Raw genomic sequence first — 21,351 nt, forward strand, 5'->3', positions numbered from 1 at the left:
GCGGCTGGTGGTCCGGCTAGGGTCTGTGCGCTGCCTACAAAAGGCAGGTGGGGACGGCCCAGGCGAAGTGTCATGTGTCGGCGCCCCATGGGACACCCTCACCTCATGGCCCGGAGGACATATGTCGGGATCGCCCTTCGAGTGGATGGACGAGCAGGCGCGGGCGCGCCGCCGGGCCGGACTCGTCCGCACCCTGCGTCCCCGCCCCGCCGACTCCCCGCTCCTCGATCTCGCCGGCAACGACTATCTGGGCCTGGCCAGGCACCCCGAGGTCACTCGGGCCGCCGCGAGTGCCGCGCTGGCCTGGGGCGCCGGTGCCACCGGCTCGCGGCTGGTCAGCGGCACCACGGAACTGCACGCGGAACTCGAACACGAACTGGCCGAATTCTGCGGTTTCGAGTCCGCGCTGGTCTTCTCCTCGGGGTATGCCGCCAACCTCGCCGCGGTCACCTCGCTGGCGCCGCACGGCTCCCTCGTCGTCTCCGACGCGGGCAACCACGCCTCGCTGATCGACGGCTGCCGTCTCGCGCGCGGCACCACCCAGGTCGTCGCGCACGCCGACCCCGACGCCGTGCGCAAGGCGCTGGGCACGCATGCCGGACCCGCCGTCGTCGTCTCCGACACGGTCTTCTCGGTGGACGGCGACGCGGCCCCGCTTGCCGGACTCGCCGCCGCCTGCCGGGAGGCCGGCGCCGCCCTGCTCGTGGACGACGCGCACGGTCTCGGCGTACTCGGCGACGGCGGCCGGGGCGCGCCGCACGCGGTGGGCCTCGCGGGCGCGCCGGACGTGGTCACGACCGTCACGCTGTCGAAGTCGCTGGGCAGCCAGGGCGGCGCGGTCCTCGGACCGGCCCACGTCATCGACCATCTGGTCAACGCGGCCCGTACCTTCATCTTCGACACGGGTCTGGCTCCCGCGGCGGCGGGTGCGGCCCTCGCGGCCCTGCGTCTGCTGCGCGGGGAACCGGGACGGGCCGCACGCGCGCGTGCGGTGGCGACCACCCTGCACGAACGGCTGACGGCCGAGGGTCTCGAAGCCGTCCGGCCGGACGCCGCCGTCGTGTCCGTGCGCGCACCCTCCCCGGAGCAGGCCGTGCGCTGGGCCGCGGACTGCCGCGAGGCGGGTCTCGCCGTCGGCTGCTTCCGTCCCCCGTCGGTGCCGGACGGCATCTCACGGCTGCGGCTCACCGCCCGCGCGGACCTCACCGACGGGCAGCTCGACCGTGCCGTACGCGTGATCATCGAAGCGCGGCGATAAAGCCCTCCCAGGCTGCGGGGGCGAAGAGCAGGGCGGGACCCGACGTGTTCTTCGAGTCGCGCACCGCGAGCAGTCCGGTCCATGGACCGGAGCCTGGACGGGCCGTCTCGACGCAGTTGTTCATTCCCGTGCTGCGGCTGCTGCGCTGCCACCGCACACCGTGCAGACGGGTGCTCGAAGGTAGGGACCGAGGCAGGGGGGTGGGCATGGTGCCTCCTTATGCGCCGTGAGCTACACCGGCGATGAAATCCAACGTTTCCTCGGGCGAAAGGGCGTGGACTTGAAGGGATTCGAAGGCCTCGCTGTAGGCCTGGAGGTCTTCTTTCCGTTCGAGGTAGAGGCTACTCGTCAAGTGGTCGAGAACAACCACATCCAGATCAGATGTGTTCGGAAATGAGAAGATAACGAAAGGTCCGGTCACGCCGACGTGGGCCCCAACTCCGAACGGCAGCACCTGAATCCGCACGTGGGGGAGGTGTGCGGCCTCCCGGAGCCGGTCCAACTGCCGTGTCATGACGCCCGGTCCACCGACCGTCCGACGTAACACCGCCTCGTCCAGAACCGCACTCAGCCGTAATGGCCGATTCGACCGCAGCACGTCCTGGCGGGCGAGGCGCACCTCCACCAGCGCGTCCACCTTGCCGTCCGGCGCCCCGTCCACGGCCGCCCGGGTCACCTCGCGGGCGTACTCCGGCGTCTGCAGGAGCCCCGGCACGACGGAGTTCTCCAGCGTGCGCATCACGCTGGCCTGCGACTCCAGGCTGATGAAGTCGCTGTACGTGGACGGCAGAAGACCCCGGTAGGCATGCCACCAGTGGTGCCGGCCGCGGTCGTCGGAACCCGCCAGCACCACGAGCAACTCGCGCAGCTCCGCGTCCTGTACGCCGTACGCGTCGAGGAGGCGCTCCACGTCCGCCGGTTTGACTCCGCTGCGGCCGGTCTCGATCCGGCTCACCTTCGACTGGTGCCAGCCGACGAGCCGGGCCGCCTCGCCGCTCTTGAGGCCCGCACGGGCCCGCAGGGCGCGCAGTTCGGCGCCGAGTTTCCGGCGACGCACAGCGGGACCGTACTGCATTGGCCGTCTCCTTCCGACCGTCGCGCCAGCGCTATATCGTCCGGCGTCAAGCCGACCGTAGAGGACGAACCGGCCGCCCGCCCAAATACGGTCGGTCGTCGCAGAGTTCACCGCTTCGAGCGACAGATATATGCATATCTCGGTGGATCGCCACCGCGAACGGCGAGGTAGTGGCACTCTGGCGCAAGCACCAGTCCGGGACCGTACTCGACGTCATCCGCTTCGTGTCGGACTCCGGTCCCGTGGGAAAGGGACGACCTCGCCATGGCAGACCACCAGGAAGCATCCGTCACTCTGCCGAGCGATCCCGCCTCGGTCTACGCCGCCCGCACATACGTCATGAACGTGCTGGCCGAATGGGGACTACCGTCCGACACGGAGGCCGCCGACACGGTCCGGCTCATCGTCTCGGAGCTCGCCACCAACGCCGTACAGCACACGTTCGGACAGTCGCCCACCTTCACGGTGGACATCGAACTCGACCGCGACGAACGCCTGCGCATCGGCGTGACCGACAGCCACCCCCGCTTCCCGAAACGTTTGCCCGCGGCCGTCCAACAGGACAACGGGCGCGGCATGGTGATCGTCCGCTGGCTGACTGCCGAGTGCGGCGGCAAGCTGACGGTCCGGCCCACCAGAGAGGGCGGCAAGACGGTTTCGATCATGCTGCCCTGGACGGCACCGGTACAGCCCGTGAGAGCCGACTGAAAGCCGTGCCCCGTCTGTCAGCCGTCCTTCAGCGCCCGTCAGTTGTACTGCGAGGCACGTCCGAAGGCGCCCCGCAGCAGAGCCCGGAAGGCGTCTACCGCCGGAGCCGCCTCGTCGGTGCGGTGGACGACCAGGATCGTGCGCCGCAGGTCTCCGGGTTCCAACAGTCGCATTCCCACCGGGGTGGCCGCCGTCCTGGCCACCATCTCCGGCACCACCGCGACTCCGAGGCCCGCACTCGCCAGCGCACACACCAGGGCATAGCCGGGTGTCGTGACGAGGAGCGACGGAACGGCCCCGGTCCGGGTGAGTACGGCCTCCAGGCCCTGCCGGGCCGGATGGTCCGGCGCCATGCTGATGAGCGGCTGCCCGGCCAGCTCCGTCAGCGGCAGCCGTGACGAACCGCTCGTGAGGACGTGCCCGGGCGCGGTCACGAGCACCAGCTCCTCGACCAGCACCGGCTCCGCGGACACACTCGCGGGCAGCGACACCGGTGCCGAAGGCTCGTAGGCATGCGTCAGCGCCAGATCGACCTCGCCCGCGGCCACCGCGGCGATACCGGCCGGGGGTTCGTAGTCCGCGACGGTCAGCTCCACGTCGGGATGCGCCCGGCGGAACGCGCTGAGCACCGGAGGCAGCAGATGGATCCCGGCCGTCTGGAAGGTGCCGACCCGCAGCGTCCCGCCGGACAGGCCCGCCAGACGCGCCAGTTCGAGCCGCGCCCGCTCCAGCTCGTCCAGCACCCGGCGCGCCCGCGCCACGAGCAACTCACCCGCACCCGTCAGCCGGGTCCCGCGGTGATGGCGTACGAGCAGTGCCGTGCCGGCCTCCCTCTCCAGCTTGGCGAGCTGTTGCGAGAGCGCGGGCGGCGTGTACCCGAGACGCTCGGCGGCCCGGGTGATCGAACCCGCCTCCGCGACCGCCACGAGCGCCGCGAGCCGTGTCGGGTCGTACAAGCGAAGCTCCCGGGGTAAAGAGATGCTTAAGGCAGACCCAGGATATTCGACATACCTTCTGAAGGCTCCGAGGGCGCACGCTGGTGCCCATGGACGCACAGCTCATCGCCTTCAGCGGAGTCGCCGCGGGCATGGTCGCCATGCCGGGTGCCGACTTCACCGTCGTCGTACGCAACGCCCTGGTCTCCCGCCGGGCCGGTGTCGCGTGCGCGCTCGGGATCACCGCGGCGCTGCTCCTCCACACCACCCTCGCCGTCGCAGGGGTCGCCGCGGTCCTGGCAGCCGTGCCCGCGCTCTTCCGCGCGCTCCAGCTGCTCGGCGGGGCGTACGTCCTCCATCTCGGCGTACGCACCCTGCGGTCGCTTCGCGAGCGGCGTACAACCGTGGACGACGACGGGCCGGTGATGTCGGGGAGCCGGGCGCTGCGCCAGGGCTTCGTCACCAACGTCCTCAACCCGAAGGTGCCGATCACCTTCATGAGCCTGCTGCCGCAGTTCGTGCCCGACGGGAGTCCGGCGATGCCCCGGACGCTGTGGCTCGCGCTGATCGTGGTCGCGCTCGCCCTGCTCTGGTTCCCGGTGGTCGCGCTGCTCGTGGACCGGCTCGGCCGGTGGCTGCGCAGACCGCGTACGGCCCGGGCCATCGTGGCCGGCACCGGCACCGTGCTCACCCTGCTCGGCGTCGGACTCGTCCTCGAACCGCTGCTGGCCTGAGCCGGTCAGCCCGGACCTGCCCTGGTGGACCTTCCCGGTCGGCCCGTCCTGGTAGACCCGTCCTAGTCGCCGACGGAGCGTTTGACCAGGTAGGGCAGGAGGGCCCACAGCCCGGCGCATACGACCAGGGTGGCGGCGCCGGCCGCGATGCCGCCCGCCCGGTTCGTCGCCACGTCCACGACGAGCAGGACCGAACCGGAGAGGCCGAGCGAGAGCGCGCCGAGCCCGGCCTGGGCCAGCAGCGAGGAGGCCTTCACGACCTGGGGCTTGGCGCCCTGCCGGAACAGCCGGCGATGCAGCGCGGCGGGGGCCGTGAAGAGCGCCGCGGTCACTACCGACAGCAGCAGCGTGACGACGTACGTGGCGCGCTGGAACGAATCCAGGGAGGGAAAGCGCGCGGTGAACGCGAGGGTCAGCAGGAAGGCGAAGAGGATCTGCACGCCGGTCTGCGTGACCCGCAGTTCCTGGAGCAGTTCGTTGAAGTTGCGGTCGGCGCGTTCGAGCCGTGTCTCGTCGCGCTCCTCTTGGTGATGAAGGTCGCCCATATGTGAAGGAGTAACCACTCCGCCGCGAATATCACATTCCGGGCGGCCCCGGTATGCGGCCGCGGCGATCACCGCGGCCGCATCCCGGGCAGGTCACCTGACCCGGCCGTACCAGACGCTCTTCGTCCAGATCTTCTGCAGCTTCACCACGTCCCCGGTCTTCGGGGAGTGCCAGATCCGTCCCTTCCCGGCGTAGATGCCGACGTGGTAGACGTTCCGGCCCGAGTGGAAGAAGACCAGGTCTCCCTGCTTACGGGTGGAAGCGGAGATGTGCTTCGTCCTGTTGTACTGGGCAGCTGCCGTACGCGGCAGGGACTTGCCCGCCTTCTTGAACGAGTAGAGCGTGAGGCCCGAGCAGTCGAAGCGCTTGGGCCCCGCGGCTCCGAACTTGTAAGCGGAGCCCTTCTTGGAGGCCGCCACCTGGAGTGCCTTCGTCGCGGGTGTGGCCGCTTCCGCGCCGGACGTGAAGCCGGGGGCCACGATGCCGCCGCCGACGGCGGCGATGGTGAGAGCCGATGCGGTACCGGCCCTGCTGAACAGCGACGGGACACGATTGAGCGCAGTCATGCGCAACCCTTCGTCAGCCGCCTGTGAAGGATGACCTGTCGGATTCGGGCTGGCGAAGTTGCCCGGCCGCTGACGCGGCTTCACCCCAAGGGCTGCTCGGCCCGGTCATGGCGTGACCGTTCCGGCGACCCGTCGTGCTTGGGTCCTCCACTCCTGCCGATCCACTTCTGTCGACCGGTTCATCCGAGCGGCGGCAGGACTCGGCGTCCGCCCGGACCGCCCCGCCGCTTGTGGCGGGGTCTTGTCGTCGGAAGGGATCTTGACGCACGGATGTCCCAAAAGCCGAGCGGAATCGGCGATTTGTGGGCTTACTCACCACTCACCCGTTCGGGTGGACAGCCCTTTCTGTACGAGGGCGCCGAGGGGGTCGAGGACCCTCGTACCAGCACCGGGACGGTTCATACCGCACTGGAGCTACGTGGGTTGCGCAGCTCCCACGGGTCCGCAAAAGCAGCCCTGACTACGCCGTTCGGTGGTACACCGTTCGGCTCGTTTGAACCCTGGCCCGGACGCCTCGTCAGATACCTGCGCGACGCCGGGCGGTGGGGGTACGTCAGGTGTCGGAGCGCGGCGGTAGTGCGATCCGGCCTGCTCGGCGCTCACCGTCGAGGACGCGCAGCGCCCGCGCCAGGGTCGGTGCGTGCACCTCGTGCTCGCCGCGTTGGTGCATCAGGGCCAGCGCGTCACGCAGTGCGGTGGCCCTGCCGACCAGGGCCTGGGCGGCCCGCAGCCCGCGGTAAGTGTCCCCGGAGTGGGCCGGGTTGATCCGGCCGAGCAGGTCGACCACCTCCAGGTAACGGTCGATCAGTTCGGCCTCGGCACGGGTCAGGGCCGGCAGCGGCGGCAACTCGGGTGGAAGCATCCGCCGCTCACCTCGCGCCGGGTGCGCGCTGGGTGGACTTCCGGCTCGGGACGATCCGGTCGATCAGTCCGTACTCCAACGCCGCCGGCGCGTCCAGGATCTTGTCCCGCTCGATGTCGGCACCGATCCGCTCCCGGCTTTGGCCGGTGTGCCGGGCGAGCATCTCCTCCAACTGCTCGCGGGTACGCATCAGTTCGTCGGCCTGAATGACCAGGTCGGAGGCCTGCCCCTGGACGGGCTCGGAGAACGAGGGCTGGTGGATGAGCACGCGGGCGCCCGGCAGCGAGTACCGCTTGCCCGGTGTGCCGGCCGCGAGCAGCACCGCCGCGGCGGACCCGGCCTGCCCCAGGCAGATGGTCTCCACCTCGCAGCTGACGAACCGCATCGTGTCGTAGACGGCCGTCATCGCGCTGAAGGAGCCGCCGGGAGAATTGATGTAGAGCGAAATGTCCCTGTCGGGCGCCTGGTACTCGAGGTGCATGAACTGCGCCATCACGTCGTTCGCCGAGACGTCGTCGATTGGCGTCCCGAGAAACACGATCCGCTCTTCCAGGAGCTTGGAGTACGGGTCCATGGTCCGGCTCCCCGAACTGTTGCGTTCGGTGAACTCGGGCAGGACATAGCGGGCGGACGGTCGGGCCATGACACACGCTCCTCCGGGAGAGGTCCTGTAGAAAATGTACAGGACGTACGTAACGTAGGGAGCGTGCTCCAGTGATCCACGGGAGTCAACAGACCCGGGGCGGCGGGTCCGAGGGCTGCGGCCCGGACCTGCGCACGAGCTGCACCCTCTGTTCCTGCGGGAACCCTTGACGCGGGATTGAAACGTTTCTACCGTGCGGTGCAGCCGTATCCATGAATGAAGTTTTCGTACGTGAACGAGGTGGCGATGTGTGGATCTCCTGTGGCGCCGGACGCCTTCGGGGGCCCGGATGGAAGCTGACATCGTTGTCCACCTGTGGGCGCCCGGGAGTTGAGCCGACGTGACCACAACCCCCAGGGCCACAGCCGTTCCACGCCCTCCCGCGCCCCGCGACGCCGATGCCGGGCAGCCGGTCACGCCAAGGCGACAGAAGCGCCGCTCGGGCATTCACACCCCGTTCTGGTTCCTGCTTCCCGCCGTAGCCGTCTACGCGTTCGTCATCGTGTGGCCCAGCCTGCGCGGCGGCGTATACGCCTTCACCGACTGGAACGGCATCACGCCCGACTGGCACTGGGTCGGCCTCGACAACTTCTCGGATGTGCTGGCCGATCGCGGAGCCAGGGCCGCACTGCTCAACACGGTGGTACTCGCCGCCTTGGTGACGGTCTTTCAGAACGTGTTGGGGCTTCTCCTCGCCCTGGGCGTGAACACCATGGTCAAAAGCCGCTACGTGCTTCGCGTGGTGTTCTTCGCCCCCGTTGTCCTCACGCCGCTGGTCGCCGGATACGTATGGAGCTATCTCCTGTCTCCGGAGGGCACCGTCAATGCCGTCCTGCGCGGTATCGGCCTTTCCTCGCTCGCCCACGACTGGCTCGGTGACCCGGGCACAGCGCTCTATGCCATCGCGGCCGAGATCATCTGGCAGTCGGCCGGATATTCCATGGTCATCTATCTCGCCGGTCTGCAAGCCATCCCCAGCGAGATCCTGGAGGCCGCCACCATCGACGGCGCCGGAGTCTGGCGCCGCTTTCGCAGTGTGGTTCTGCCGCTGCTCAACGGCGCCGTCGTCATCAACGTGATGCTGTGCCTCATCGGCAGCCTCAAACAGTTCGACCAGGTACTCGCCATGACCGACGGCGGCCCGGGCACAGCCACCGAGACCATTTCCACGACGATCTACAAGAACGCCTTCGCGCTCGGCGAATTCCCGCTCTCGATCGCGCTGTCCGTCGTCATGACCGTGCTCATCGCGTGTCTGGCCGCGATTCAGTACCGGCTGACCCTCAGAAAGGCCTCGTGATGCACGGCCGTTACTCATGGCGCACTTCGCTGCGCGAGGGCGCGCTGCTCCTGTTCGCCGTCGTATACGTCATGCCTCTGGTGAGCCTGCTGAGCGTGGCTCTGCGCAAGGAGGGCAGCGGTGCGAGCGCGCTCACACTCGACTGGCCGCCCACGTTCGACAACTTCGGTGAGGCCTGGACGGAGGCTCACCTCGGGGCGGCCCTCACCAACAGCGTCGTGGTCGCGGTGTGCAGCGTCGCGCTCATCGTCCCGATCGCGTCGCTGGCCGCCTATCCGCTCGCCCGGGTCACCCGCGCCTGGTCACGTGCCGCGTTCGTGTTCCTGGTCGGCGGACTGCTCATCCCAGGGCAACTCGCCCTTCTCCCGCTCTACACGACGATGCGCGACCTGGGCCTGCTGGGATCACTGTGGGCGGTCGTCCTCATCAACGTCGGCGGCCAGATCCCGTTCTCCGTGTTCCTCTACACCCTGTTCCTGCGTGAATTGCCCACCGACTACGAGGAGGCGGCTCTGCTCGACGGCTGTGGGCCGCTGCGGTCCTTCGTGCGCGTGATCTTCCCGCTCCTGCGGCCGATCACCGGCACCGTGATCATCCTCAACACCGTCGGCATCTGGAACGAGTTCTTCACCCCACTGCTCTATCTGTCCGGCAGCGGAACAGTCACCGCGCCCGTCGCCATCTACGGCTTCGTCAGTCAGTTCGTGTCCCAGTGGGAGCTCGTCTTCGCCGCGCTCCTGATGAGCGTGGTCCCCGTTCTGGTCGTCTATTTCGCGCTTCAGAAATACGTCATCAAGGGCTTCGCCGGCGGACTGAAGGGATAGCGCCGTGTACCTCAACTTCCTTTCGCCTCGGCGTCGTACACGCATGGTGACCTCGATCGCAGCCGTACTGGCGACGGTGATCGGCACCGCGTCCTGTTCCACCATGGATACCGTCGAGGGGGACAACGTCCTGACCCTCGTCGCCAGCGGTGAGGATCCGGCCCGGGCCGTGATCGCCGAGTTCGAGAAGGCCAATCCCGGCATTCGCGTCCGCGCCGTATTCACCGAGGACGACGGCGCCTACTCCCAGCAGATCCGCACCCAGCTCGCCGCGGGCACCGCCCCCGATGTGTTCCGCATCTGGCCGGGCAACGGCGGCTCGGTATCCGTCGGCGCCCTCTCCGAGCAAGGCCTGCTGAGCCCGCTGACCGGTGCACCGTGGGAGAAGAAGCTCACGGAGGGCCAGCGCACGGTGTCTGCCGACGCGGACGGGAACCTCGTGGCCCTGCCCGTCACCATCGGCGGCATCGGGGCCATCTGGAACGACCAGGCCCTCGCCGACACCGGACTCACCAAGCCGACGACCTGGAGCGAGCTCCTGAAACTCTGCGCCGACGCCCGCCGCCAGGGCAAAGTCGCCCTGGCACTCGGACAGAAGGACTCCTGGGTCGGCCAACTCGTTCCGTACGCCCTGTCCGCGAGCCTCGTCTACGGTCGTGACCCCGGTTTCGCGGAACGTCAACAACAGGGGCGCGCCGACTTCCAGGACTCCGCATGGCGGCAGACCTTGAACAAATACCTGTCCCTGCGCGACCACGATTGCTTCAACGACAGTCCCAACGGCACCGGTTACGACGAACAGATGGCCATGGTGGGCACCGGAAAGGCACTGGGCGCGGTCCATGTCACCCAGGCCGTCGGTGCCGCGAAGGAAAAGGCGACGAAGGGCACCACGTTCTCCCTCTCCCCGCTTCCGGCGACCGATGACCCGGGGCAGACGCGTGTCCCTGTCGCCGTCGGTATCTCGTACGCCGTCAACGCCAAGGCGCACCGGCCGGAACTGGCACGGAAGTTCATCGATTTTCTGGCCACGGAGCAGGCGCAGGCGACCTACGCCAAGGTGTCGGGCAACGCTCCGGCCCTGCCCTCGCCCGACTTCAAGGAGGATGCCGTGAGCGGCCCGGTCCTGGCCGCTCAGCGCGACGGCCGGTCGACTGGATACCCGGACCAGAGCTGGCCGAGCCCCAAGATCCAGCAGGAGATGCTGATCGGCCTGCAGGAACTCATGAGCGGAGCGGTCGACTCCGGGGATCTGCTTCGGCGGATGGACGACGTGTACAGACGTACACGGTGAGGCCTGCCGGCGGCGCGGGTCCTCCGCATTGTCTCTGACCTGCGCGTTCGCTGCCCAGTACGTATCGAACGGACATTTTGAACCCGGTCTAAGCTAGGGACATGGCCTACGAGATTCCGGTGACGCAAGCCAGGGCTGAGCTCGCCGACCTGATCAACCGGGTGGTGTACGGCGCTGAGCGCGTCGTCGTGACGCGGCACGGGAAGCCGCTCGTCGCCCTGGTGTCCGCGGCTGACCTGGAACGACTGGAGAAACTCGACGCGGCGATCGATGCGGCGGCGGAGGAGTCGGTGGTCAGTGCGGTGTCCAGTGTCCGTGAGGTTGCTTCCGCTTCGCGGGAACGGCAGCGGTTTGGGATTGCGGCGGAGCACCGGGGGCCGGGGGCGTCTTAGGCGTCTTGGGCGTCTTGGGCGTCTTCGGTGGCTTGGGCGTCTTGGGTGTGGGGTGGTTGCGGATCGTTGCCGGGTGCGGGTGAGTGGGGGCTTGTCGAGCAGTTCCCCGCGCCCCTGGGTGGGTGGGGGTTGGGCGGCATGTAGCAGGCCGAGCGGTAGGCGCATTCAGCCGGAGCCCCCTGATACAGGCAAGCCATTACCTCCTGATGCGTGCAAGCTGGCGCCCGGCTACAGGGAAGCCGTTGCCCTTGATGCACGCAAGCTGTTGCCCTTGATACAGGTCAACCGTTGCCCCCCATGCACGCAAGGCGTTGCCCCCTGATACGCGCAAGCCGTTGCCCCTGATGCACGCAAGATCGTGCACCTCCGTCCGCTACAGCGGAGGTGCACGGTCGGTTCTTTGCGGGGGTCAGGTCGTCAGGGCGGGTTTCCGGGCGGCCGTGATCGGACCCGTGGTTTCCTTGCGGCGCTTCAATGCGCTGCCGAGGGCGATTGCGCCAAGGCCGAGGGCGGCCCACCAGGTCAGGGTCAGAGCCGGGCCGGATGCCGCGGCTCCGTCGAAGAACGTGATCGAGCGCAGTAGTGAGACGCCGGCGCCCGGCGGCAGCCACTGGCCGATCGTTCCGACCGGTTCGGGCAGCATCTCGGGAGCCGTCGCGGCGCCGGAGAACGGGTTGCCGAGCAGCATCACGACGAACGAGCCCAGCCCGATGCCCGGCCTGCCCATCAGGGCCGCCAGGCCCGCGACGGCGGCGCTGACCGCCAGCGTGGCCAGGCCCAGGGCGGCCGCCTCGGCCCACCAGTTACCGGGCAATGCGCCGAGCCAGCTGCCGGCGAGCGCGGCCGCCACCACGCCGACGAGTGCGGCGGCGCCGATCAGCGCGGCGATCGCACGCCGGCCGCGCAGCCCGAGCAGGGTCACGACCACTCCCGCGGCGATGCCCGCCAGCGTCATCGGCAGCACGCTCGATGTCAGGGCCGAGCCGCGCGGGTCGGCCTCGGCGGCCGGCGCGACGTCGACCGTCCGTACCTGGGCGCCGCCTGCCTGTTGGGTCACCGACTGCTGGAGCAACTGGGCGACGAGCGGGCTCGCGGCCGAGGCGGTCAGCAGCTTCGGCCCCTGCTCGGTGACGACGACCGCGCCGTATACGGTCCGGTCCTCGATGGCGTCCCGGGCGGCGGCCTCGTCGGCGTAGCGGTGGATCTCGAAGGCGCCCTCGTGCCCTTCGAGCTGCTTCTGCACCTGGGCGGCCGCGGTCGCCGGGCCCGCCACACCGAGCGGCAGGTCGCGCGGCGCGGTGCGGGCCGCGGGCCAGGCGAAGGCCCACAGGGCGAGAGCCACCAGCACGGGGACCAGGAGGATGACGGCGGCGATGTGGCGGCCGTGCGACGGCGGCCCCTGCCGCTCCGACGGCTTCGGTCCCGATAGCGGTGGTTCCGGTGACGGCGCGGCGGTCCCGGCAGTGCCGGTCCCCGCGTGCGTTGCGGACGTAGCGGACTTGGCGGACATGGTCTCCCTCGATTCGGAGCGTTAAAAAGAAGGATCGTTCGTTTTGGGTTGGTCGACACTGTCCTGCGAGTGCCTGGCCTTGTCAAGAAGGAATGTTCGTTTTACTTTGGGCGCATGGCTCGCGTATCCCAGGAACACCTCGACGCCCGTCGCCGTCAGATCCTCGACGGCGCGGCCCGCTGCTTCGCCCGCAACGGGTTCCATGCCACGTCGATGCAGGACGTGCTGAAGGAAGTGGATCTGTCGGCAGGCGCCGTCTACCGCTACTTCAGCGGGAAGGACGAACTGATCGCGGCCATCGTCACCGAGGTCCTCGGAGGTATTCGCGATGCCTTCGAAGAGGCCGCCCGGCAGAGTCCGCCCCCACCGCCCGACGTGCTCGTGGGCCGGGTCATGACCCAGGTGCTCGGGCTGGGGGGAGCGGGAAAGCTCGGGCTGAGCTGGGAGGGAGAGGCCTCCTTCCCCCGGCTGATGGTCCAGGTCTGGACGGAGACGCTCAGGGACAGCGAGCTGTCGAAGGTGCTGCGCGAGGGCTTCGGCTTCGTGCGAACGGCCTGGGTGAAGGTCGTCGAGGGATATCAGGAGGCCGGGGTGATGCGGGCGGACATTCCCGCCGACCACGTCGCCAGGACCATGATCGCCACCGCGCAGGGGTTCGCCGCCCAGCAGGCGCTCTTCGGCCCGGCGCCCGCCGAGGTGATCCAGGACGGTCTACGGGGGTTGATGAGCATGGAGCCGCCGCGCTGACGTGACCCGGTCCGACCGGCGGGGCGCAGGTCGACGATCAGGTCGGCCCGTCGGCTCGTTCTCCGAGATCCTCGTGCGCATCCCCGCGTGGCGGTTAACGTCCCTGAAATCCCGCGCAACTAGCCTGCACCACCACGTCACCAGGGGTTTTCGCAGCCCGGGACGCGCAGAGTCGCGCACTTCCGGCCGCGTACCGCAGTCGCGTACTGCGTCCGAGCCCTGCGTGGTGGCTGCGGCAGCCGGACCCCGCACGGTCCGGAGCGAGGACTGTGAGGTGGACGCCGTGCAACTGACGCCGCACGAGCAGGAGAGGCTGCTCATTCATGTGGCCGCCGATGTGGCCGAGAAGCGCCGCGCCCGGGGACTGAAGCTGAACCACCCCGAGGCCGTCGCACTGATCACCTCGCACATTCTCGAAGGGGCCCGGGACGGCCGCACCGTGGCCGAACTCATGGCCTCCGGGCGCAAGATCCTCACCCGCGAGGACGTCATGGAGGGCATACCCGAGATGATCCACGACGTCCAGGTGGAGGCCACCTTCCCGGACGGCACCAAGCTCGTCACCGTCCACGACCCGATCGTCTGACGGGGGAGCGGCAGTCATGATTCCCGGAGAGATCCTGTTCGCCGACGGACCCGTCGCCTTCAACGAAGGCCTTGAGGTCACCCGGCTCACCGTCCTCAACGCCGCCGACCGGCCCGTCCAGGTCGGCTCCCACTACCACTTCGCCGAGGCCAACCCCGGACTGGACTTCGACCGCGCCGCCGCGCGCGGCAAGCGGCTCAACGTCGCCGCCGGCACCGCCGTGCGCTTCGAGCCCGGGATCCCCGTCGACGTCGAACTCGTTCCGCTCACCGGCGCCCGTGTCGTGCCCGGTCTGCGCGGCGAGACCGGAGGTGCCCTCGATGCCTGAGATCTCGCGTGCCGCGTACGCCGACCTGTTCGGCCCCACCACCGGCGACCGCATCCGGCTCGCCGACACGGATCTACTGGTCGAGATCGAGGAGGACCGCTCCGGCGGCCCCGGACGCGCCGGTGACGAGGCCGTGTTCGGCGGTGGCAAGGTCATCCGCGAGTCCATGGGCCAGTCGCGTGCTACGCGCGCAGACGGCACCCCGGACACGGTCATCACGGGTGCGGTGATCATCGACCACTGGGGGATCGTCAAGGCCGACGTCGGTATACGCGACGGCCGGATCACCGGCATCGGCAAGGCGGGCAACCCGGACACCATGGACGGGGTGCACCCGGACCTCGTCATCGGCCCGGAGACCGAGATCATCGCGGGGAACGGGCGGATCCTGACCGCGGGGGCCATCGACGCCCATGTGCATCTGATCTGTCCGCAGATCGCCGACGAGGCGCTGGCCTCCGGGATCACCACGCTCGTCGGCGGCGGCACCGGCCCGGCCGAGGGTTCCAAGGCGACCACCGTCACGCCCGGACCCTGGCACCTGGCCCGAATGCTGGAGGCGATGGAGGAGTACCCGCTCAACTTCGGGCTCCTCGGCAAGGGAAACACCGTCTCCCACGAGGCGATGCTCTCCCAGCTGCGCGGCGGGGCGCTCGGCCTCAAGCTGCACGAGGACTGGGGGTCCACGCCCGCCGTCATCGACGCCGCGCTCACCGTGGCGGACCAGACGGGTGCGCAGATCGCCATCCACACGGACACCCTCAACGAGGCCGGGTTCGTGGCCGACACGCTCGCCGCGATCGCGGGCCGTACGATCCACGCGTACCACACGGAAGGTGCGGGCGGCGGGCACGCGCCCGACATCATGAGCGTGGTCTCCGAGGGGCATGTGCTGCCCAGCTCGACCAACCCGACCCGGCCCTACACCGTCAACACCGCCGAGGAACACCTCGACATGCTGATGGTCTGCCACCACCTCAACGCCGCCGTGCCCGAGGACCTCGCCTTCGCCGAGTCCCGGATCCGGCCCACCACCATCGGGGCCGAGGACATCCTGCACGACCTCGGGGCGATCTCGATCATCTCCTCCGACGCGCAGGCCATGGGGCGCGTGGGCGAGGTCATCATGCGGACCTGGCAGACCGCCCACGTCATGAAGCGGCGACGGGGTGCGCTGCCCGGGGACGGTCGCGCGGACAACCGCCGCGTACGTCGCTATGTCGCCAAGTACACGATCAACCCGGCCCTCGCGCAGGGACTCGCCCGCGAGATCGGTTCCGTCGAGACCGGGAAGCTCGCCGACCTCGTGCTGTGGGAGCCCGCGTTCTTCGGGGTCAAGCCGCATCTCGTCGTCAAGGGCGGGCAGATCGCGTACGCGCAGATGGGCGACGCCAACGCGTCCATTCCCACGCCGCAGCCGATTCTGCCGCGGCCGATGTTCGGGGCGATCGGGCGGGCGCCCGCCTCCAACTCCTTCAACTTCGTGGCGCCGATCGCGATCGAGGACGGGCTGCCGGAGCGGCTCGGGCTCGGCAAACGGTTCGTGTCGATCGAGTCGACGCGTGGGGTGACGAAGGCGGACATGCGGGAGAACGACGCGCGGCCGCGGGTGCGGGTCGATCCCGACAGCTTCGCCGTCACGATCGACGGGGAGCTGGTGGAGGCTACGCCTGCCGCCGAACTGCCCATGGCTCAGCGGTATTTCCTCTTCTGACCCGCTGATACCTCTGGCCCGTCTCCCCTGCTGACTTCGCTGAAACTGCTGATCTACGTTCTGAGGCTCGTCATGTCGCGTGCTGCGTTGCTTGTGCTGGCCGACGGTCGGTTTCCCGCCGGGGGGCATGCCCACTCCGGCGGGGCCGAGGCGGCGGTCAAGGCCGGGCGGGTCACTGACGCGGGGAGTCTGGAGGAGTTCTGCCGGGGGCGGTTGCACACGGTTGGTCTGGTGTCGGCTTCGCTTGCCGCTGCCGCCGCCCTCGGGGTCGATCCGGTGGAACTGGACGGTGCCGCGGACGCGCGTACGCCGTCACTCGCCCTGCGGGTCGCCGCTCGGAAGCTCGGGCGGCAGTTGACGCGGGCCGCTCGGGCGACGTGGCCCTCCGCCGAACTCGACGCGCTGGCACGGGAGTTCCCCAAAGGGGCCCATCAGCCGGTTGTTCTCGGGCTGGCGGCTCGGGCCGCGGGGCTCGGGGCGGAGGATGCCGCGTACTGCGCTGTGTACGAGAGTGTCAGTGGGCCGGCGAGTGCGACGGTGCGGTTGCTGAGTCTTGATCCGTTCGATGCGACCGGGGTGTTGGCGCGGTTGGCTCCTGAGCTTGATCTGGTTGCGGGGCAGGCGGGTGTGGCGGCGCGGTGTGCGGCGGAGGGTGGGGTTGGTGTGTTGCCTGCCGCTTCCGCGCCGGTGTTGGAGATCGGTGGGGAGGTGCATGCTGCTTGGGCTGTGCGGTTGTTTGCCTCGTAGGTTTTTTCGCCCCCGCCTCCCTTACCCAGTCCCGTCCCTTTCTGGGGGCTGCCGCCCCCAGGCCCCCGCTTGTCGGCCTGAACGGCCTCGTCCTCAAACGCCGGACGGGCCGGGTGGGCTGGAAGTGACCCAGTTGAAGAAGTGGAGCCGTATCCATGCATCTTGACCACTCCCACGATGGTGCCTCCGCCGTCAGCGCCGACGCCCAGCGGCCCGACGGGCGGCGTCGGGCGTTGCGGATTGGGCTCGGGGGGCCCGTCGGGTCCGGGAAGACCGCTACCGTGGCGGCGCTCTGTCGGGTTCTGCGGGATGAGTTGTCGTTGGCCGTTGTCACCAATGACATCTATACGCGTGAGGACGCCGAGTTTCTGTTGCGGGAGGCCGTGTTGCCGCCCGAGCGGATCACCGCCGTGGAGACCGGGGCCTGTCCGCACACGGCGATTCGGGACGACATCTCCGCGAATCTCGAAGCCGTCGAGGATCTGGAGGATGAGGTCGGGCCGTTGGATCTCGTCCTTGTCGAGTCGGGCGGTGACAATCTCACCGCGACCTTCAGCAAAGGGCTTGTCGACGCTCAGATCTTCGTGATCGATGTCGCGGGCGGGGACGACATTCCGCGTAAGGGCGGGCCCGGGGTTACCACCGCCGACCTGCTCGTCGTCAACAAGACCGATCTCGCGCCGTACGTCGGTTCCGACCTCGGGCGGATGGCCGCCGACGCCAAGGCGCAGCGGGCCGAACTGCCGGTGGTGTTCCAGTCGTTGCGCGGCGAGGACGGTGTGAAGGACGTCGCCGCCTGGGTGCGGGCGCAGCTCGCCACGTGGACGGCATGACGACTGGAGGTGTGCGCGCCCTCGCGCGCATCGGGGCGCGGGACGACGGGCGTGGTGGAACCGCCCTGCCCACGCTGGAGAGTCAGGGGCCGCTCGCCCTGCGGCGTACGCGGGCCAGTGGTTCCGAGGCGCGGGTCATGCTCGTCGGTGCGATGAGCGGACCCCTGGGCGGCGATCACCTCACCGTCGAGGCCGAGGTCGGCGGCGGGGCGCGGTTGCACGTCGGGTCGGCCGCCGCCACCATCGCGCTGCCGGGGCAGGCCAAGGGCGAGGCGCGCTACGACGTACGGCTCACCGTGGCCGACGGTGGTGAACTCCGCTGGCTGCCCGAGCAGTTGATCTCCGCCAATGGCAGCGAGCTGTGCGTGAGTACGTGTGTGGACCTCGCGGCCGGCGCGCGGCTCGTGCTGCGTGAGGAGCAGGTGCTCGGGCGGGCCAACGAGGAGCCCGGGCGGCTCTCCAGTCGGCTCACCGTCCGGCTCGACGGGCGTCCGCTGCTCGACCAGGAGCTCTCCTGCGGACCCGGAGCGCCGGGCGGGTGGGACGGTCCCGCCGTGCTCGCCGGGCATCGGGCGCTCGGGCAACTCATCGTCGTACGACCGGAGTTCGTGCGGCGGCCGGTCGAGGCGCGGGTGCTGGGGGAGTACGCAGCGCTCACTCCGCTCGCCGGTCCAGGAGCTCTTGTGACCGCGCTCGCGCCCGACGCGTTGCGCCTGCGACGCATCCTCGACGAGGCGCTCGGCGCACTCGCATGAACGGACGGAACCGCTCAACGGGCAGCGGTGTTCCGGTTATCGGATTGGCAAAGAAGCCATGTCACCCCTGTTCTCAGGGACCTCACAGCCGAAAGGATCCCCCGTACCGACCCAGTACTGACCAAGTACTGACCAGAACGACAGCAGGGGGAGGAACTCACTTGAGGGGTATGAGAAGGGCGACGGCGTTCGGCTCGGCCGGTGCGCTCGTCACGGCGACGTTGATAGCCGGAGCCGTCGCGGCCCCGACGGCCAGCGCGGAGAGCCGCTACGGCCAGGACAGCCGGACGCGGGGTGCCGCGATCGCCGCCGAACGCGCCGCGAAGGCCGGCATCGACTGGCAGGACTGCCCCGCCGACTGGGGCTTCGCGAAGCCCATCCAGTGCGGCTGGGTCACGGTGCCGCTCGACTACGCGAAGCCCAACGGCAAGAAGATCAAGCTCGCCGTGGACCGCATCGGCAACACGGGGACCGCGGCGGAGCGCCAAGGCGCCCTCGTCTACAACCCGGGCGGCCCCGGCGGCTCCGGACTGCGCTTCCCGACCCGGGTCACCAACAAGAACCCGCTGTGGGTGAAGGCGTCGAAGGCGTACGACTTCGTCGGCTTCGACCCGCGTGGTGTCGGCCACTCGGCGCCCATCTCCTGCGTCGACCCGCAGGAGTTCGTGAAGGCGCCGAAGATGGACCCGGTGCCGGACTCCGAGGCCGACAAGCGCGCCCAGCGCAAGCTCGCCGCGGAGTACGCGGACGGCTGCGCCGAGCGCAGCGGCGAGATGCTGCCGCAGATGACGACCCCCAACACCGTCCGTGACCTGGATGTCATCCGGGCCGCGCTCGGCGAGAAGAAGCTCAACTTCCTGGGCGTCTCGTACGGTACGTACATCGCCGCCGTCTACGGCACGATGTACCCGACCCACGTCCGCCGCATGATCGCGGACAGTGTCGTCAACCCGTCGCGCGAGAAGATCTGGTACGAGGCCAACCTCGACCAGGACGTCGCCTTCGAGATGCGCTGGAAGGACTGGCAGGACTGGGTCGCCAAGAACGACGCGGCCTTCCACCTCGGCGACACCCGGGCCAAGGTCCAGGACCAGTTCCTGAAGCTGCGTGCCACCGCCAAGAAGAACCCCATCGGTGGTGTCGTCGGTCCGGCCGAGCTCATCGGTTTCTTCCAGAGCGCGCCGTACTACGACTCGTCGTGGGTGCCGGTCGCGACCGTGTTCAGCAAGTACGTCGCCGGTGACACCCAGGCACTCGTCGACGCCGCGGCCCCCGACCTGTCGGACACCGCCGGCAACATCGCCTCGGAGAACGGCAACGCCGTCTACACGGCCGTCGAGTGCACCGACGCCAAGTGGCCCACCAGCTGGAAGAAGTGGGACCGCGACAACACCAAGCTGCACAAGAACTACCCGTTCATGACGTGGGCCAACGCCTGGATGAACCTGCCGTGCGCGACCTGGCCCGCCAAGCAGCAGACCCCGGTCAACGTCAAGTCCGGCAAGGGTCTGCCGCCCGTCCTGATCGTGCAGGCCACGCGTGACGCCGCCACTCCGTACGAGGGTGGCGTCGAGCTGCACAAGCGGTTCAAGGGCTCCCGCCTGATCACCGAGAAGGACGCGGGTTCGCACGGGGTGACCGGCCTGGTCAACCCCTGCATCAACGAGCGGGTGGACACCTACCTGCTCACCGGCAAGGTCGACTCGGCCGACGTGACGTGCACCCCGCACGCCACGCCGAAGCCGTAGCGGCAGCTGTAGTAGTACAGCAGCTGTAGTAGTAGCAGTACGCGGGTGAGGGGGCGGCCGGGAGACCGGCCGCCCCCTCACTCATGACCGCAGCCAGGCGTCCTCGGCCGCGTAGTCGAAGAGGTCGCCGTACGCCGCGAACATCTTCGGGTACGCCTCCCGCCAGTCCCGGCCTGCCAGTTGGCGCTCGATCCAGGCGACCGTGTCCGGCAGCGTCTCCGCGTACCTGGCCACGGGCCGGTACCCCAACTCCCGTACGGCGGCGGACATGTCGCACACCACCGGATGCGGAACGGACCACGGAGTGTCGCCCACGGTCTCGGCGGGCGCGGGTCCGTCGACCAGGACGCTCTCGGTCTCGGCGCCCATCACCGCGTCGATGGCGACGGCGATCTCCGCCACCGTGGGCGCGTCGGGATCGACGGCGTTCAGCGCGCGGGCACCGGGCTTGCCCGCGGCCAGCCGGACGAGTTCCGCGATGTTGAGGACGCTCGCCGGATGGAAGCGGCTCTCGCCGCCGAAGGAGAGCACCCGCCGACGCCGGCCGTCCAGGTTGCGCTTGACGAAGTACAGCTCGCGCGGGGTACGGCAGTACGGCCCGTGGATCGCCCCGGCGCGCAACAGAGTGGTGGGCAACCGGTCGGCGGCGGCGAGCAGTTCGCGTTCGAGCCCCGCCTTGCGGGTGCTGTACGAGGCCTCGCCGGGCGCGATGGTCCGCTGGTCCTCCGACAGGGGTACCGGATACGCCGGGAACCCGTCCGGCTGCTCCTGCGTATCGAAGTTGCGGCCCTTGTCGTCCTCGTACACCGACAAGCTGGAGACCACCACGGCCGATCCGACGTGACCGGCCAGAGCCGTCAACTGCCGTGCGTGCTCCGGCCCGTAGGCCACCATGTCCACCAGTACGTCGCAGCCGTCGCCGATCACGGCGGCCAGGGCGGAGTCGTCCGCCCGGTCCGCGCGCGCCGTCCGTACCTCGTCGGGCCAGGACTCGTCCCGGCCGCCGCCCCGTGAGACGGCCGTCACCTCCCAGCCGTCCCCGGCCAGCGCCCCCACGGCCACCCGCCCGATCTGTCCCGTCGCTCCGATCACCACAGCTCGTCTCATGGGGCGACCGTAGGGCTCCCGTCACCGGGATCCCAGCGCCTTTGCTGTCGGCAGATCGATTCGGCCCGGAGCCGACCGGTTCAGGCCCAGTCAGCAGCTCGACGGCGGTCGGCTCCACCGCAGTTGTATGGCGGGCGCG

The 21,351-nt window shown here is 69.4% G+C and carries 24 protein-coding genes and 1 riboswitch; of the genes, 15 read left to right on the forward strand and 9 right to left on the reverse strand.

All coding sequences use genetic code 11. The features are described from left to right. The first annotated feature begins 121 nt into the window (after positions 1–121). Entirely contained in the window at positions 122–1,258 is a 1,137-nt protein-coding gene (locus OHA11_RS41555) for an 8-amino-7-oxononanoate synthase (RefSeq protein ID WP_266505637.1), read from the forward strand. Here the strand turns inward: OHA11_RS41555 and OHA11_RS41560 are convergent. Together OHA11_RS41560 and OHA11_RS41565 are read right to left on the reverse strand one after the other, a co-directional pair. Continuing rightward, on the reverse strand, positions 1,239–1,466 hold the full coding sequence (locus OHA11_RS41560) for a DUF397 domain-containing protein (RefSeq protein WP_266505640.1): 228 nt from the start codon (positions 1,464–1,466) through the stop codon (positions 1,239–1,241). The two genes, OHA11_RS41555 and OHA11_RS41560, sit on opposite strands and share 20 nt — an antisense overlap. A 9-nt stretch (positions 1,467–1,475) precedes the next feature. Next, positions 1,476–2,333, reverse strand: coding sequence for a helix-turn-helix transcriptional regulator (locus tag OHA11_RS41565; RefSeq protein WP_266505642.1), 858 nt, complete (start codon positions 2,331–2,333; stop codon positions 1,476–1,478). Positions 2,334–2,597: 264 nt separating this feature from the next. On the opposite strand from OHA11_RS41565, the gene OHA11_RS41570 reads away from it, so the two are divergent. Further along, positions 2,598–3,041 (forward strand): ATP-binding protein, encoded by a 444-nt coding sequence (locus OHA11_RS41570; protein WP_266505644.1) that lies wholly within the window; start codon positions 2,598–2,600, stop codon positions 3,039–3,041. Positions 3,042–3,079: 38 nt separating this feature from the next. On the opposite strand, the gene OHA11_RS41575 is transcribed toward OHA11_RS41570, so the two are convergent. Continuing rightward, positions 3,080–3,997, reverse strand: coding sequence for a LysR family transcriptional regulator (locus OHA11_RS41575; RefSeq protein WP_266505647.1), 918 nt, complete (start codon positions 3,995–3,997; stop codon positions 3,080–3,082). A gap of 89 nt (positions 3,998–4,086) precedes the next feature. On the opposite strand from OHA11_RS41575, the gene OHA11_RS41580 reads away from it, so the two are divergent. After that, positions 4,087–4,710 (forward strand): LysE family translocator, encoded by a 624-nt coding sequence (locus OHA11_RS41580; RefSeq protein ID WP_266505649.1) that lies wholly within the window; start codon positions 4,087–4,089, stop codon positions 4,708–4,710. A 62-nt stretch (positions 4,711–4,772) separates the two neighbouring features. On the opposite strand, the gene OHA11_RS41585 is transcribed toward OHA11_RS41580, so the two are convergent. The 4 genes from OHA11_RS41585 to OHA11_RS41600 form a co-directional block, all read right to left on the reverse strand. Next, positions 4,773–5,255, reverse strand: coding sequence for a DUF6328 family protein (locus OHA11_RS41585; RefSeq protein ID WP_266505651.1), 483 nt, complete (start codon positions 5,253–5,255; stop codon positions 4,773–4,775). 93 nt (positions 5,256–5,348) lie between these two features. Next, entirely contained in the window at positions 5,349–5,822 is a 474-nt protein-coding gene (locus OHA11_RS41590; RefSeq protein ID WP_266505654.1) for a C40 family peptidase, read from the reverse strand. Between the two features lie 3 nt (positions 5,823–5,825). Beyond that, positions 5,826–6,038: riboswitch (cyclic di-AMP (ydaO/yuaA leader) on the reverse strand. A gap of 337 nt (positions 6,039–6,375) precedes the next feature. After that, positions 6,376–6,684, reverse strand: a complete 309-nt coding sequence (locus OHA11_RS41595) for a hypothetical protein (RefSeq protein ID WP_266505657.1) — start codon at positions 6,682–6,684, stop codon at positions 6,376–6,378. Between the two features lie 7 nt (positions 6,685–6,691). After that, positions 6,692–7,327, reverse strand: coding sequence for an ATP-dependent Clp protease proteolytic subunit (locus tag OHA11_RS41600; RefSeq protein ID WP_266505659.1), 636 nt, complete (start codon positions 7,325–7,327; stop codon positions 6,692–6,694). A gap of 340 nt (positions 7,328–7,667) precedes the next feature. Between OHA11_RS41600 and OHA11_RS41605 the strand changes: the two genes are divergently transcribed. The 4 genes from OHA11_RS41605 to OHA11_RS41620 all read left to right on the forward strand — a co-directional run bounded on the left by OHA11_RS41605 (position 7,668) and on the right by OHA11_RS41620 (position 11,137). Beyond that, complete coding sequence (locus tag OHA11_RS41605; protein WP_266505662.1) at positions 7,668–8,627, forward strand: carbohydrate ABC transporter permease; 960 nt, start codon at positions 7,668–7,670, stop codon at positions 8,625–8,627. Further along, positions 8,627–9,451, forward strand: a complete 825-nt coding sequence (locus tag OHA11_RS41610) for a carbohydrate ABC transporter permease (RefSeq protein WP_266507802.1) — start codon at positions 8,627–8,629, stop codon at positions 9,449–9,451. The genes OHA11_RS41605 and OHA11_RS41610 overlap by 1 nt, the downstream gene beginning before the upstream one ends. Positions 9,452–9,494: 43 nt before the next feature. After that, positions 9,495–10,745: an ABC transporter substrate-binding protein gene (locus OHA11_RS41615; protein ID WP_266505665.1), complete on the forward strand. Its 1,251-nt coding sequence runs from the start codon at positions 9,495–9,497 to the stop codon at positions 10,743–10,745. A 101-nt stretch (positions 10,746–10,846) separates the two neighbouring features. Beyond that, positions 10,847–11,137 (forward strand): type II toxin-antitoxin system Phd/YefM family antitoxin, encoded by a 291-nt coding sequence (locus tag OHA11_RS41620; RefSeq protein ID WP_266505667.1) that lies wholly within the window; start codon positions 10,847–10,849, stop codon positions 11,135–11,137. Positions 11,138–11,546: 409 nt separating this feature from the next. Here OHA11_RS41620 and OHA11_RS41625 read toward each other — a convergent pair whose 3' ends face one another. After that, positions 11,547–12,647, reverse strand: coding sequence for an ABC transporter permease (locus tag OHA11_RS41625; RefSeq protein WP_266505669.1), 1,101 nt, complete (start codon positions 12,645–12,647; stop codon positions 11,547–11,549). A 114-nt stretch (positions 12,648–12,761) separates the two neighbouring features. On the opposite strand from OHA11_RS41625, the gene OHA11_RS41630 reads away from it, so the two are divergent. The 8 genes from OHA11_RS41630 to OHA11_RS41665 all read left to right on the forward strand — a co-directional run bounded on the left by OHA11_RS41630 (position 12,762) and on the right by OHA11_RS41665 (position 20,105). Continuing rightward, a complete protein-coding gene (locus tag OHA11_RS41630) occupies positions 12,762–13,394 on the forward strand; it encodes a TetR/AcrR family transcriptional regulator (RefSeq protein ID WP_266505672.1) in 633 nt (210 codons plus the stop codon). Positions 13,395–13,677: 283 nt separating this feature from the next. Further along, entirely contained in the window at positions 13,678–13,980 is a 303-nt protein-coding gene (locus OHA11_RS41635) for an urease subunit gamma (protein ID WP_055614092.1), read from the forward strand. Positions 13,981–13,996: 16 nt separating this feature from the next. Then, on the forward strand, positions 13,997–14,308 hold the full coding sequence (locus tag OHA11_RS41640; RefSeq protein WP_143642976.1) for an urease subunit beta: 312 nt from the start codon (positions 13,997–13,999) through the stop codon (positions 14,306–14,308). Further along, a complete protein-coding gene (locus OHA11_RS41645; RefSeq protein ID WP_266505678.1) occupies positions 14,301–16,022 on the forward strand; it encodes an urease subunit alpha in 1,722 nt (573 codons plus the stop codon). Before OHA11_RS41640 ends, OHA11_RS41645 begins: the two co-directional genes overlap by 8 nt. A 72-nt stretch (positions 16,023–16,094) precedes the next feature. After that, complete coding sequence (locus tag OHA11_RS41650) at positions 16,095–16,769, forward strand: urease accessory protein UreF (RefSeq protein WP_266505680.1); 675 nt, start codon at positions 16,095–16,097, stop codon at positions 16,767–16,769. Between the two features lie 155 nt (positions 16,770–16,924). Beyond that, on the forward strand, positions 16,925–17,602 hold the full coding sequence (gene ureG / locus OHA11_RS41655) for an urease accessory protein UreG (protein ID WP_266505683.1): 678 nt from the start codon (positions 16,925–16,927) through the stop codon (positions 17,600–17,602). Continuing rightward, a complete protein-coding gene (locus tag OHA11_RS41660; RefSeq protein WP_266505685.1) occupies positions 17,599–18,357 on the forward strand; it encodes an urease accessory protein UreD in 759 nt (252 codons plus the stop codon). Before ureG ends, OHA11_RS41660 begins: the two co-directional genes overlap by 4 nt. 170 nt (positions 18,358–18,527) lie before the next feature. Then, entirely contained in the window at positions 18,528–20,105 is a 1,578-nt protein-coding gene (locus OHA11_RS41665; RefSeq protein ID WP_266505688.1) for an alpha/beta hydrolase, read from the forward strand. 81 nt (positions 20,106–20,186) lie between these two features. Here the strand turns inward: OHA11_RS41665 and OHA11_RS41670 are convergent, their stop codons facing one another. Further along, a complete protein-coding gene (locus tag OHA11_RS41670; protein ID WP_266507806.1) occupies positions 20,187–21,200 on the reverse strand; it encodes an NAD(P)-dependent oxidoreductase in 1,014 nt (337 codons plus the stop codon). Between the last annotated feature and the right edge of the window lie 151 nt (positions 21,201–21,351).

Source organism: Streptomyces sp. NBC_00878 (assembly GCF_026341515.1).
Taxonomy (GTDB): domain Bacteria; phylum Actinomycetota; class Actinomycetes; order Streptomycetales; family Streptomycetaceae; genus Streptomyces.